We start from the raw sequence: 12,554 nt of genomic DNA on the forward strand, positions 1-12,554 counted from the left end.
GAACAGCATATGCCACGTGTTATACAGGAACCACAGGCCAAGGACACACAGCTCCCCCACTCCGGAGGCGCTCCAGATCAGAGCAGTCAGCAGTGCCGTGAGGGCATGGGTCCCGATAAATACCGCCGCACCGGCCAGATAAGGCGTCAGAAACAGGCCCTCTCTCCGGGTTGGCAGTGCGTGGACAAAGCCCACGGCCCGGGTTCCCGTAAAATAGGAAAACAGCGTCATTGCAAACAGGCATCCGAAGCTCACGCTCATAGCCAGCGCTCCGCCGGTGGCCATGCTCGCCACCTCGTTCATGGAATAGACCTGCATATTCGCCGTGTTTTCCCAGCCGTTTTGGCCAAACATCTCTAAAAATTGGAACGCCGGCATCATCAGAAGCCACATTACCAGATACAGCGCCCAAAGGGGCCAGAATCGAACCAGATCGTTGCGAAACAGGGCGGGGCTGAACAGTCCCTTAGAGGACAATGTCTTTGACTGCATAGTTCGCACCTCCCAACTCGTAAATGAAAATCTCCTCCAGCGTCAGCGGCACAGCGTCCACCAACACGGGCTTATATTGCGCCAACAGTGCCTCTGCGTCTTTGGCGTTCATACGCAGGATCAGAGTATGAATGCGTCCGAGACGCGAGGTGTGGAGCGCCGGAATTTCGGCGGGAACCTCCGTTATTTCCTCGGGAAATACCACCTGAAGCTTCACCATGTTGTCCTGAAGCTGCTCAAGGGACCGTTCCAAAAGCACTTTTCCGTGATCCAAAATGCCCACATGGTCGCACACGTCCTCCAGCTCCCGCAGGTTGTGGCTGGAAACCAGCACCGTGGTGCCCCGCTCCGCCACATCGTCCAGCACCAGCGACCACACCTGTCGGCGCATCACCGGGTCCAGACCGTCCACCGGCTCATCCAGCAGAAGATAATCCGGCATGCAGCACATGGTCAACCAAAAGGCCGCCTGCTTCTGCATTCCCTTGGACAGGTGACGGATCGCCTTACGTGGATCGATGGGAAACGCGTCCTCCAGCTTTTTATACCGCTCCATGGAAAAGGTGGGGTAAATCCCCCGGTAAAGCTTCATCATATCCTGTGTGCTGGATTGCAAAAAGTAGTGCCAGTCATCCGGGATGGAGCCGATCCGCGCTTTCAGCGCCGGATTTTCCCACACCGCCTCCCCCTGAATATTCACCGTGCCCTCGTCTGTTCGGTACACGCCGTTGAGGCACCGCAAAAGTGTGGACTTGCCCGCCCCGTTGGGCCCCACCAGCCCGTATACCGCGCCGGTGGGCACCGTCAGGGTGATGCCGTCCAGCGCAGCAAAGTCGTCAAATGTTTTTACCGCGTTTTGAATCTCTATCATGTCGTTTCTCCCTCCTTCAACAGCGCCTCAAGCTCCGCCGGTGTCACACCCAACACCCGCAGCTCGCGTAAAAGCTGGCGCGCCTTATCTTTCAGCAGCTCGCGGCGCGCTGCGTCCGCGCTTCCCCGCTCCCCGGCAAAGCTGCCCTTCCCCGGCACGGAATAGATATACCCTTCCGTCTCCAGATCGTTGTAGGCCCGCTGAATCGTGTTGGGATTGATGCTAAGCCGGGTTGCCAGCACCCGCACTGACGGCAGCTTTTCTCCCGCCGCCAGCGCACCGGTGACGATCAGCTTTCGCAATTCGTCCTTAATCTGCTCGTAGATGGGCCTTGAATCCCGGTAATTCAGGCTGATCATCTTACCACCTCCGTTTTGTTCGCCGGTTTCCCGGCTTCACTGTATTATCCGTATTAGTACAGTTAAGATAACACGTTCACTTTCCGCTGTCAAGATGTTTTTATCCCCTTTCGGTTTGGTTGAAGGAAAAGCTTGAGATTTTACGCAAAAATAAAAACTTGAATATTCTGCAAAGAAATTTCAAAGAAAATCCAAAGACCCTTTGGTATAATTAATCTTAACCAAAGCGGCTATGCAAACGATTCTTATATAATATTTACAATGTGGCTTGTCTGCGCGGTCCCGTATGATGATCAATTAAAATCTGGGAGGAAAAAATCATGACGAAACTGGATTGTTGGCTGCCTCAAAAAGAAATGTTCGGCAGATTTTCGCTGGACTCCATTGCCGGGGAGGGCGACTCCCTGCACATCGTCGTTTCCAACGAAGTGTTTGAATTCTCCATCCGTTTTGCCGCCGGAGTGGGCGCATATTCCGTGGCGGAGCTTTCCCGGTGTGCCCCGCGGCTGGAGGCCCTGAGCGCCGAATACGAAGTGCTGATGCGGGGAAACACGTTTTTCAAGCTGACCGGCGACGCCTATCAGGAGACGCTGGGCAAAGAACACGACGTACATTATGTAATTGCCGGAACCAACGCCATGGTGGATATTCTCTCCGCCGCCTGCCCCTCCGTTTCGGTGACGAAATCCAGGCTTCGATAACTTTTTCCCGGGAAAACCGCATCTTTTAGAGCGTCGGTTTTCCCGGGTTCTTTTATTGCGGTTCCTCCGCGTCAGCCACCTCCTGATTGTGGCGGATGCGGTCCACAAGCTCACGGGTCAGGCGGTGAGGCTCCACCTGAAGCTCCGTTTGCAGTTGCCGACACAGCCGCTCATAGGTACTCAGCGCGCCGCTCTTGTTTCCGGAGAGGTATTGCGCCCGGATCAGCAGGCGATGGGCCTCCTCGTCGGCAAAGTCGCTTTTCACTGCCTCGGAGAGTACCTGCTCCGCCTCGTCGGAACGGTGCTGGCGCATGCACACTGTTCCATAGTCCCGCAGCGCCGTGAACACAAACCGCTCCAGCGATTCCCTTTGTATCAGGGCGTTTTCCGGCAGATCATCTCCGTCCAGCACCTTGCCCCGGACCAGACCGGTCGCCTGCGCGAAGTAACGTCCCGCGGCATAGAGATTGCCTGCGGCCAGATATTGCCGCGCCTGCCGGCAAAACTCCTGAAACAGCGCCGCGTCCACTGTCACCAGCTCCCGGTCCAGGCTGCACAGGCCCCGCCTGTAGACCACGGTGTTTTTCTCCCCCAGATAGGCTCGAAGCTGGTAAAGGGTGAAGTAAAAGCTATTCATAGCCGCCTTTTCTTCCCAGTCCGGCCAGATCTCAACCAGCAGCTTGTGAATGCTCACCGGTTCGGGATACAGTGCCAGAATCCGCAAAAGCTGCGCCGCCCGGGCGGAGGGACATGCCTCTGCCGTCTCGCCCCGGCGGCGAACGGACAGGCTTCCCAAAATCTGAATCTCCAGCGGCGTGTGCAGGCGGCTTTCCAAAATCGGCGCGGCAGCGGAGGTTGACTCGGCGGCGGTGTTGCACGCCTCCAACTGCAAAAAGTAGCTCCGGTCCCTTTCGGAGGGACGGAAGCTCCCCGCCAAGCGGCAGATTGTCTCGGGCTTTGCAAAGTTATAGTGATAGATTCCTGCCTCTCTGCCGCCCTCGGCAAGCTGCTCCATGCATCGCTCAAAGCGGGTTGTCTCTCCCCCTGCCCGGTAAATCTGGGCTTTTAAAAAGAGGGTGGAAAGCTGATAAAAGCGGTACTTTCTCTTATCGCACAGCCCCATGCTCTCTTCTGCCAGCGCATCCGCCTGCTCCATGTGGCCCCGTTCGGCGGCAATGTTGCCGGACACCAGAAGCGCACGGACCAGATAGGAATTCCGCCCCGCGCGGCGAGCGTAGTCCACGGCCTTGTCCGCCGTCTCCTGCGCTAAATCCGGGTCGCCCTTGAGAAAATAGTGATAGCTCTGGCCGATGAGGTAGTAGGCCCACAGGTGCTCGTTGCGGACGTTTAAAATGTTGGAGGAAACCCGGGCCGTCTCCAGAATCACCTGCTCTGCCTTTTGAAACCGCCCAAGGCAGTCCAACGCATAGGCGTGCACCATATTGATATAGACGCTGTATCCGTAGGCGCCGATTTCATCGGCGATTCTCGCGGCCCGTTCGCAGCAGTCTCGTGCCTGCGCATAGCACCCGCTCTCGATATAGCACAAAAACGCCACGGTCTGATATAGACACATTTTCAGGGGCTTTTGCACCACGGGGGACTCCACCAGTTCCAGCGCTTCGTCCAGAATGGTTTTCAGGCCGTTTTCATACCGGCAGTCCTTATAGGTCAGAATCGTCACAAAGCAGGCCCACAGGCACAAATTGTCATTTTCCCGGATAAGGGCCGTCTCCTTGGCCTGCTCCAAAAGGGCAATGGCCCGTTGATAGTCCACCCCCTGCTGAATCAGTGCGTAGGCGGTGAACACCTTGCGGTAGCCGTCGATCACCCGGTCCAACTCCCCGTCCTGAAAATCCTCCTCTGTTAAAATCCGCAAAGGCTCCGTGGCGGCGGACTCGTGCTCAGGGGCAAAAAAGCCCATGCTGATTCGCTGGCAGGCCGCCAAAACCATGCCCTCCCGGTCGCCCATATCCCGAAACAGCTCCGCCGCCCGGTCCAGATAGCGGAAAGCAATGTTGGGATAGCGGTATTTGACGGCAATGGCATAGCCCATCTGCACCCATGGCAGTTTGTCGATGGCGGCAGGGGGCAGCCTGCGCAAAAGCTGGCGGTAATCCTCCAGAAGCGACACGTCAATTTCCGAAAAACTCAGATACCGCAGCGTCAACGCCGCTTCCTCCGCATAGCCCCGGCGAAGCTGGTGGTAAAACACCGCCTGCCAGTCCTCCCGCTCCTGTCCGTAGAGCACCGCAATCCGGTGCTGCTCCGTTAGAAAGCCCTTTCCCCGAGAGAGCCACGCCCGCTGATACAGCCACGATTGCAGCACGCGATTTAAAAAATACACCGGCTCCAGCGCCGCGCGGGCGCGCACCAGAAAGCGCCGCCGCGCCAGCCGCCGCAGAGGAGCCGTCTCGCCGTCGGTCAGGCGCAGAGCCAGCGTCTCGGAGAGATTCCGCTCCACGCACACCCGCTCCATGCACTCTATATCCTCCGCCGTCCATACCGCGGCGGTCCAGCCGTCCAGCAAATCGCTTACCGCAGAGAGAATCTGCTCCCTCACGCGGCTGCCGCCGTCTCCGCCGCCGTCCAGCATAGCCCGGGCCGCCGCATCCATGGCAGAGAGCCAGCCACCTCCCAGCTCAAAAATTCGCTGACGGTCGCTCTCCAGCAACGCCGGATAGACCTCCCGCAAAAGCCCGTCGACCATGGTCCATGTCAGTATCAGCGCCGATGGTTCCACCTCCGCCAATTTCACGGGCAACGCATCCGCCTCCCGGATGAAGGGAATGGGCCGGGCGGAAAGCAGCAGAAAATGCACTCGCTCCCCACAGCGCAGCAGCAGCCGCTGCAACAGCGCGCCCAGTCCGTCCGTGCTGTCCAAGAGATGAGCGTCATCCAACAGGATAAAGCAGTCCTGCTCCCGGGGAGCGCATACCAGCCGAAGCGGATCATCCTCTTCCTCGGCCTGAAAAAATTCCCGCAGCGCTGCCGCAAACCGCTCTTCGTCGCGCTCTTCTCCCCGCACACGAAAGGTACAACACGCGCCCCGCCGACTTAAAAGCTCCGCCGCCCCACGGCTTACCGCCATGAGCATGGGAGCACCCAGAACCGTCAATGTCATCTCCGGCGCACCCGCCAGACACCGCTCCAAAAAAGCCTTTTCCAGCCCTCGGTTTTCCTGTCCGCCTCCAAGCCGCAGCTCCTCCATTTGCCAGACCCCTCCTTTTTTCTTAATTCCAGTGTACCATAAAGAAAGTTTAATTAAAATAAAGGTTTTCAAAGATTTTGCAAAGAATTGTAAAAGTTTTCGCAAAGGCCCCATTTGTATGATAAAAAGCAGAGAATTCATTCCACCCAAGGAAAGGAGCACATTAATGAGCAAACAGATTGTGTTAGAGCGGGACGGAGACATCGCCGTCATTCAGGTGCGGCGTCCCGAGGCGCTTAACGCCCTGTCCCGTAGCATTGTAGACGAGATGGACCGCATGGTAGAGCAAGTGCAAGCCGACTCCTCCGTGCGGGTGCTGCTGTTTTACAGCGAAGAAAACTTTGCCGCAGGCGCAGATATCCGGGACATGGCTCCCTGTGACGAGGCGCAAGCAAAGACCTTTTTGTTCACGCCCACCTATAATAAAATTCAATCGCTCCCCATCCCCACCATCGCCGTTGTGGACGGCTATGCCTTTGGCGGCGGGCTGGAGTTGGCTCTTCGGTGCGACTTCCGCATCGTGTCCAAAACCGTGAAAATGGGCCTGACGGAGCTGAATCTGGGTATCATCCCCGGCGCGGGCGGAACGGTGCTTCTGCCCCGGCTGGTAGGCGAGGCCAAGGCAAAGGAGCTGATTTACCTCAGCCGCGTTGTCTCCGGCGAGGAGGCCGAGCGCATCGGCCTTGCCCACGTTGCCGTGGACAAAGAGGCGCTTTGGGAAACCGCCAAGGCGTGGGCCCAGAAGCTTTGCACCCGCAGCCCGCTGGCGCTGGCCGCAGCCAAAAAATCCATTGAGCACGCCGTGGGCCACCCGGAATACGACGACGCCTCCGATTACGAAGGCGCGCTGTGGGCCGAGCTTTTCAACCACCATGACCAAAAAGAAGGCATGGCCGCGTTTTTCGAAAAGAGAAAGCCCGTATTTACAGGAGAATAACCACACTTATTTCAGGAGGAACCGATATGAAACAGCTTGTGATCACAGGAGCCGCCCGCAGCGCCGTGGGCGGCTATCTGGGAAGTCTTAAAACCGTTGAGGCGCAGGATTTGGGCGCGGCCGCCATTCAGGCCGCGGCTGCCCGGGGCGGCATTTCTCTGGAGCAAGTGGACGAAGTCATTTTCGGCGACGTGTACGGCTACACCCCCAACGTGGCCCGCTGCGCCGCGCTGGTGGCGGGGGTCCCCGAGGAAACACCCGCCTTCACGGTGGATCGCCAGTGCGCCTCGTCCTTGCAGGCCGTGCAGAGCGCGTGCTATGAAATCAATGCCGAGGAAGCGGACATCGTCATTGCGGGCGGTGTGGAGGTCATGTCCCGCATGACCTATTACCTGCCTCCCTCCTCCCGCTACGAGCCTTTGCGCCTTGGCGACAAGCCGCTGTATGACACCTTCTCTCACGGCGTGACCATTGTGCAGCCGCAGGCAAAGTATCCCGGCACCAATATGGGCATTACCGCCGAAAACGTAGCCGAACGCTACCACATCACCCGGGAAGAGGAGGATGCCTTCTCCGTAGACAGTCAGAACAAGATGAAAGAAGCGCAGGACGCGGGCAGATTCAAGGACGAGATCTTTCCCTTCGAGGTCAAGCAGCGCAAGGGCAGCTTTGTGTTCGACACCGACGAGCATATTAAGCCGGATACCACCATGGAGTCCTTGGGCCGTTTGCGTCCCTGCTTTAAAGATGGCGGAGTGGTCACCGCGGGCAACTCCTCCGGCATGAACGACGGCGCTTCCGCCGTGGTCATCATGACCGAGGAAAAGGCCAAAGAGCTGGGCGCGGAGCCGCTGGTGCGCATTGTGGGCATCTCCTCCGCAGGCGTGGACCCCCGCTACATGGGCCTCGGCCCTGTTCCCGCCATCCGCAAGCTTTTGAAAAAAACTGGGCTGGAGCTTGCAGACATTGACCTGTTCGAGCTGAACGAAGCCTTTGCCGCCCAGTCTCTGGGCTGTTTAAAGGAGCTGGGCATGGACATGGGCACGGAACTTTATTCCCGGGTCAACGTCAACGGCGGCGCCATTGCCCACGGCCACGCGCTGGCCAACAGCGGCACCCGCATTCTCACCACCATGATTTATGAGCTGAAGCGCCGGAACGGCCGGTACGGTCTGGCCTCCCTATGCATCGGGGGCGGGCAGGGCATGGCGATTCTGGTGGAAAACTGCCGGTAAAGCGCGGCTTTCAACACCGATTGAAAACGGAGGAGTACATTGATGAACATTAAAAAAGCAGGCGTGGTCGGCGCGGGCATGATGGGGGCGGAAATTGCCCTGTGCTTTGCCCGCAGCGGGCTGGACGTGGTTCTGGCGGACATCAAGCAGGAATATGCCGACGGCGGCAAGCAGAAGCAAACGGTCATTCTGGACAAGCAGGTTGCCAAGGGAAAGATTTCTCCCGAGCAGCGGGACGCCACGCTGGCCCGCGTGGTCCCCACGGCGGACCTTTCCCTGATGGCGGACTGCGACTTTGTGATCGAAGCGGTTCTTGAAAATCTGGAAATCAAGCGGGACACCTTCCGCAAGCTGGATCAGCTCTGCAAGCCGGAGACGATTCTCGCCTCCAACACCTCCAGTATTTCTATCTCCAAGCTGGCGGCCTCTGTGTCCAAGGAGCGGGCCCCCCGCTTTGTGGGCGCGCACTTCAACTCCCCCGCCAGCATTATGAAGCTGGTGGAGATTATCCCCGGCCTGCTCACCTCTGCGGAAACGGCAGACACCGTTACGGAACTGCTGCTGTACATTGAAAAAGAGCCTGTGCGGGTCAAGGATGTCACCGGTTTTGCTTTAAACCGCCTGTTTCATGTGTTTTACGCCGAGGCCCTGCGTCTCGTTGAGGAGGGCGTGGCCACGCCCGAGGACATTGACAAAATCTGCGTTTACGGCCTTGGCCACCCCGTGGGCATCTGCAAGCTACTGGACCAGTTGGGCCACGACCTGAACCTCAGCGTGGACAAAATTCTTTTTGACGCCTATGGCGAGCGGTTCCGCCCCAGCCCGGTTTTGCAGCGCTTTGTGGACGCGGGAATGCTGGGCAGAAAATCCGGCGAGGGCTTCTATCAATACGAGAAAAAATAATCCGGCGCTTTTCTTTAAGTTGCTTTCCTCATTTCTTTCATTTCTCATATTTCCCTGCAAAGGGACAGCCGACGGCCAAAAAGCCGACGGCTGTCCCTTTATGTTTACCGGCCCGAAAGCCCGTATTTTTGAAGCTTGCGCACCACCGTGGACTGGTCCACGTTTAAGAAACGAGCCATCTCTCTGGTGGAAGCGCACTCCGCTTTGGCCCGCAATAGCAGCCGCTTTTCCAGTTCCTCCACAGCGCGGCCCAGATCGGTGCTCTCCTCCCCTGCCGTTTCCGGCAGAAGGGATGCCTCCCCCGGTCCCTGGCACTGGCGGATAATCCACGGCACATCGCTGATTTGAAGCTGCTCGTTGGGGCTCATAATCACCATATGTTCCACCACGTTGCGCAGCTCGCGCACGTTGCCCGCCCAGTCGCACTCCTCCATGCGCTTAATCACTTCCGGCGTCATGGTTTTGTTCTGGTTGTATTTATGGTTAAACCGGTTCAGAAAAAACAGGCTCAGGGGCAAAATATCCTCCCTGCGCTGGCGCAAGGGCGGGACCGTAATAGAAACCACGTTGAGCCGATAGTAAAAATCCTCCCGAAAGGCGCCATCCCGCACCATTTTGGTCAAATCCCGGTTGGTGGCGGCAATAAAGCGCACGTCGATGCTTTTGGCCCGCACACCACCCACCCGGGTCACCTGCTTCGTCTCCAGAACCCGCAAAAGCTTCACCTGAAAGGACAGAGGGATTTCGCCGATCTCGTCCAAAAACACGGTGCCGCCGTCCGCGGCTTCCAGAAGTCCGATCTTCCCAGAGTTGGAAGCACCGGTAAACGCGCCCTTTTCATAGCCGAACAGCTCGCTTTCCAGCAGGTTTTCGGGAATGGCCCCACAGTTAATCGTCACCAGCGCATGGTCTTTGCGCATACTGCTGGCGTGAATCTGCTGGGCCACCTCCTCCTTGCCCGCGCCGGACTCTCCCAGAATCAGCACGGTGGTGTCAAACCGGCCCACCCGCTCCGCCAGCGAAAAGACCTTCTTTGTCTTCTCACTGATGGCCACCACCTTTTCTCTTTCTGTGTTGGTGGTGCTGAGAATGGTCTGATAGTGCTGAAGCTCCCGGTTTTTGGCGTTCAACAGCTCCTCCCGGAGCTGAAAAATCTCTGTGATGTCCCGGGCGTTAATCACAATCCGCTTAATCTTTCCGTTCTCGTCGAACACCGGCTTGCCCGTGACAATAATATCCCGTCCGTCCTGCGTCACCTGCCGCTTGGAGACGGGGCGGCGCTCCTCCCGCACCACAAACGCAACGGAATTTTCCATCCAGACGGGATTGATCAGGGCGCGCATATTGCGCCCCTCCAGCTCCTTCCGGGGGATGGCGGCCACCCGCTCGTAGGAGCTGTTGACAAACTGAACGTTTCCCTCTCCGTCGGTGACCAGAATCCCATCAAAGGAGCCCTCTAGAATTTCCTCCATCTCGCTCGTCAGCTTCCATGCCGCCTCCAGCTCCATCTGAGAGCGCAGCACCTGCTGAGATTCCATTAAAATCAGCGCGTACACGGCGGACTCTCCCGCGTCTCCCGCGGAAATCAGGCGGTAGTGAAGCTGGCGGTTTCCCTGCCGCATAATAAACGTCTTTTCGGCATCCGCATCTACCACAGCCAAATCCAGCGGGCCTGTCAGCTCCCGCACATCGTATTCCTTCCCGGCCTCCAGCTCCAGCATTTGCAGCGCGGCACGGTTGGCATAAAGAATCCGGTATGCCTCGTCAAAAATCAGAACGCCGTTGGGCGTATCGCACATCACGGAGCGCAGAACCGCATCGGGAATCTCGCAGGACTGATCCAGCATCAGCATATCTTCAACTCCTTTCCTCCCGCGCCGAGCCGCAAACGCAGCAATCGCAGTTTTATATAATTATAATACAAACAGCGCCAGTTTTCAATGAAATCAGTGCATTTTAACAAAAGAAGCAAACAAAACGAAAAATCGCCAAAAATCACACCACGCGGAACTTAAGCTCTCCGCCTCTCAGGCAGGCGGCCACATTTTCCGCGCAAATAACGCTTACCGCGCCGATGGCCTCCCGGGAATACATGCCGATGTGGGGCGTGACCACCACGTTGTCCAGCGTCAGCAAAGGGTTCGCCGTATCCATCGGCTCCACCTCGGTGACATCCATGGCCGCGCCGGACAGATGCCCGGAGACAAGGGCCTCATACAGCGCTTTTTCATCCACAATGCCGCCCCGGGCGGTATTGATGACATACGCGCCGGGGCGCATCGCGGCAAGCTCCGCCGCTCCGATCATGCCCCGCGTCTCCTCGTTCAGCGGCAAGTGGATTGACAAGAATTCGCAGCCGGAAATCACCTCCGCCGCGCTTTCGCACAGCGTCACGTGTTCAAAGCCCTCGGGCAGTGTATGAACATAGGGGTCATAGGCCAGCACGCGCATGGAAAAGCCCACAGCCCGCCGGGCCACGTTTCTTGCCACCGCGCCAAACCCCAGAAGTCCCAGCGTCTTGGCATACACATCCTTCCCCGTCAGGGCCTTCCATTGGCCCTGACGCACCCGCCGGTCACCCAGAGAGATATGTCGGGCGCAGGAGAGCATCAGTCCCAAAGTCAGGTCCGCCACCGCATTGGCATTGGTGCCGGGAACGTTGCAAACCGCGATGCCCCGGGCCTTTGCCTCCTCCAAATGGAGATTGTCCAGCCCAGCCCCGTGCTTGCAGATTACCTTCAGCTTTCCACAACAGTCCATCAACTCCACGGGAAAGTCGTGGGCGCCGATAATCAGCGCGTCGCACTCGGTCACTGTCCCGGCAAAGCGCTCCATGTCAAAGTCCTTGCCCATCAAGATGACCTCGCAGCCCGCCTGCTCCAGAATATCCTTTGGCGTTGAATCAATCGACCCGAAGGACCGCGAGGTCACCAAAACTCTTTTACTCATTGCTCCGTCCCCTCTCTGATGTTTAAAATACCCCGTAAGCCTTCCAGCGCATAGCTTTTCTCCCCGTCCGCCGTCAGCGCGGAATGGCTGCGGATGAGTCGGCTGCCCGCCAGCAGCAGGGTAAACAGCTCCGCCATATAGGGGTTTGCCACCACCACCGCCGTGTCGCACTCCGTCCAATGCTCCTCACAATAGGCGTCCAGCGCTTCAATCACACCGCCGGACACCACCGCCTCGCAATAGCAGCGGCGAAAGTGGGGAGATTCCTGCTCAAACACCCGCATGGCGTGACCGATGTACAGCGCCCGGTTGAAGCCATAACGCCGCAGGTTTTCAAGCCCCAGCGCCACCGCCTCCGGATTCGGCCTCTCCGACTCCACCGCCAGCACCGGCGCGAGAATGGTATCCTGTTTTAATGCGTAAAACAGCTCGCCGGTAAAGGTGGACAAAATGCCCGTCAGCCGCCCCTGTCCTGCCAGCAGCACATGGGTGTGGGACCCGGGGAGAATCACCGCCGTCTGCCGCCCGGGATAGCGGGCCGCAAGCTCTGGCAAAACGCCCAGCACCTCAATCTCCTCGCCCCGGGTGTTGTTGGTGGAGGACACGTCCGCCCCCACGGTTTTCAGCCCCGAAATCAGGTGGATTTCCCGTCCGAAGACGGTATTTTCCCAATAGGGTGTAACCCCCTGCCGAGCAAATTCCTCCGCCGTGACAGGGGCGGGATAATGGGGAATTTCAAAAATTCCATAGGGTGACGTGGCCATGCCGGAGGCATAGATGGCCTCCACCTCCCCGTCCGTCCGGCCCATTTCGGCCAAAGCCTCGTCGTACAAAGCCTTCATTCCCTCTAGCAGCGGGCGGTTGGACCCGGCAATGGCCGCGTCCTTTGCCCCAAG

General features: G+C 58.1%; 10 protein-coding genes and 1 pseudogene. 4 read left to right on the forward strand and 7 right to left on the reverse strand.

The genetic code is table 11. The features are described from left to right. The 3 genes and pseudogenes from RTK01_RS12700 to RTK01_RS12710 all read right to left on the reverse strand — a co-directional run. A pseudogene (locus RTK01_RS12700) lies at nucleotides 1–492 on the reverse strand (hypothetical protein); the annotation flags it as partial. Further along, nucleotides 467–1,363 (reverse strand): ABC transporter ATP-binding protein, encoded by an 897-nt coding sequence (locus RTK01_RS12705; protein ID WP_312281333.1) that lies wholly within the window; start codon nucleotides 1,361–1,363, stop codon nucleotides 467–469. The pseudogene RTK01_RS12700 and the gene RTK01_RS12705, both read right to left, overlap by 26 nt. Next, nucleotides 1,360–1,722 carry a GntR family transcriptional regulator gene (locus RTK01_RS12710; RefSeq protein ID WP_293007726.1) on the reverse strand — a complete coding sequence of 121 codons (363 nt, stop codon included), beginning with the start codon at nucleotides 1,720–1,722 and terminating at the stop codon, nucleotides 1,360–1,362. Before RTK01_RS12710 ends, RTK01_RS12705 begins: the two co-directional genes overlap by 4 nt. Before the next feature lie 320 nt (nucleotides 1,723–2,042). Between RTK01_RS12710 and RTK01_RS12715 the strand changes: the two genes are divergently transcribed. Continuing rightward, the gene (locus RTK01_RS12715) at nucleotides 2,043–2,423 is read left to right on the forward strand and encodes a hypothetical protein (protein WP_312281334.1); all 381 of its coding nucleotides are present in this window, start codon (nucleotides 2,043–2,045) and stop codon (nucleotides 2,421–2,423) included. A gap of 52 nt (nucleotides 2,424–2,475) precedes the next feature. Here the strand turns inward: RTK01_RS12715 and RTK01_RS12720 are convergent, their stop codons facing one another. Further along, nucleotides 2,476–5,634, reverse strand: coding sequence for a bacterial transcriptional activator domain-containing protein (locus RTK01_RS12720; RefSeq protein WP_312281335.1), 3,159 nt, complete (start codon nucleotides 5,632–5,634; stop codon nucleotides 2,476–2,478). 166 nt (nucleotides 5,635–5,800) lie between these two features. On the opposite strand from RTK01_RS12720, the gene RTK01_RS12725 reads away from it, so the two are divergent. From RTK01_RS12725 to RTK01_RS12735, 3 genes are read left to right on the forward strand one after another with little or no spacing between them, the layout of a single operon-like run. Beyond that, nucleotides 5,801–6,571 (forward strand): enoyl-CoA hydratase-related protein, encoded by a 771-nt coding sequence (locus RTK01_RS12725; RefSeq protein ID WP_312281336.1) that lies wholly within the window; start codon nucleotides 5,801–5,803, stop codon nucleotides 6,569–6,571. Between the two features lie 26 nt (nucleotides 6,572–6,597). Beyond that, nucleotides 6,598–7,806, forward strand: a complete 1,209-nt coding sequence (locus tag RTK01_RS12730; RefSeq protein WP_312281337.1) for a thiolase family protein — start codon at nucleotides 6,598–6,600, stop codon at nucleotides 7,804–7,806. A 42-nt stretch (nucleotides 7,807–7,848) separates the two neighbouring features. Further along, entirely contained in the window at nucleotides 7,849–8,709 is an 861-nt protein-coding gene (locus RTK01_RS12735; protein WP_312281338.1) for a 3-hydroxyacyl-CoA dehydrogenase family protein, read from the forward strand. A gap of 104 nt (nucleotides 8,710–8,813) precedes the next feature. Here the strand turns inward: RTK01_RS12735 and RTK01_RS12740 are convergent, their stop codons facing one another. From RTK01_RS12740 to RTK01_RS12750, 3 genes are all read right to left on the reverse strand, one after another. Next, nucleotides 8,814–10,562: a sigma 54-interacting transcriptional regulator gene (locus tag RTK01_RS12740; RefSeq protein WP_312281339.1), complete on the reverse strand. Its 1,749-nt coding sequence runs from the start codon at nucleotides 10,560–10,562 to the stop codon at nucleotides 8,814–8,816. 142 nt (nucleotides 10,563–10,704) lie between these two features. Continuing rightward, nucleotides 10,705–11,658 carry a phosphoglycerate dehydrogenase gene (locus tag RTK01_RS12745; protein WP_312281340.1) on the reverse strand — a complete coding sequence of 318 codons (954 nt, stop codon included), beginning with the start codon at nucleotides 11,656–11,658 and terminating at the stop codon, nucleotides 10,705–10,707. Beyond that, on the reverse strand, nucleotides 11,655–12,554 hold a 900-nt coding region (locus RTK01_RS12750; RefSeq protein ID WP_312281341.1), incomplete at its 5' end, for a 2-dehydro-3-deoxygalactonokinase. The genes RTK01_RS12745 and RTK01_RS12750, both read right to left, overlap by 4 nt.

The sequence above is a fragment of the Oscillibacter sp. genome (assembly GCF_031978065.1).
Lineage (GTDB): Bacteria > Bacillota > Clostridia > Oscillospirales > Oscillospiraceae > Oscillibacter.

Excerpts from the sequence above, each read along its gene's own strand:
- RTK01_RS12730 (WP_312281337.1), top strand. The coding sequence starts at position 6,598 with ATGAAACAGCTTGTGATCACAGGAGCCGCCCGCAGCGCCGTGGGCGGC.
- RTK01_RS12720 (WP_312281335.1), bottom strand. The coding sequence starts at position 5,634 with ATGGAGGAGCTGCGGCTTGGAGGCGGACAGGAAAACCGAGGGCTGGAA.
- RTK01_RS12735 (WP_312281338.1), top strand. The coding sequence starts at position 7,849 with ATGAACATTAAAAAAGCAGGCGTGGTCGGCGCGGGCATGATGGGGGCG.
- RTK01_RS12705 (WP_312281333.1), bottom strand. The coding sequence starts at position 1,363 with ATGATAGAGATTCAAAACGCGGTAAAAACATTTGACGACTTTGCTGCG.
- RTK01_RS12715 (WP_312281334.1), top strand. The coding sequence starts at position 2,043 with ATGACGAAACTGGATTGTTGGCTGCCTCAAAAAGAAATGTTCGGCAGA.
- RTK01_RS12740 (WP_312281339.1), bottom strand. The coding sequence starts at position 10,562 with ATGCTGATGCTGGATCAGTCCTGCGAGATTCCCGATGCGGTTCTGCGC.
- RTK01_RS12710 (WP_293007726.1), bottom strand. The coding sequence starts at position 1,722 with ATGATCAGCCTGAATTACCGGGATTCAAGGCCCATCTACGAGCAGATT.
- RTK01_RS12745 (WP_312281340.1), bottom strand. The coding sequence starts at position 11,658 with ATGAGTAAAAGAGTTTTGGTGACCTCGCGGTCCTTCGGGTCGATTGAT.
- RTK01_RS12725 (WP_312281336.1), top strand. The coding sequence starts at position 5,801 with ATGAGCAAACAGATTGTGTTAGAGCGGGACGGAGACATCGCCGTCATT.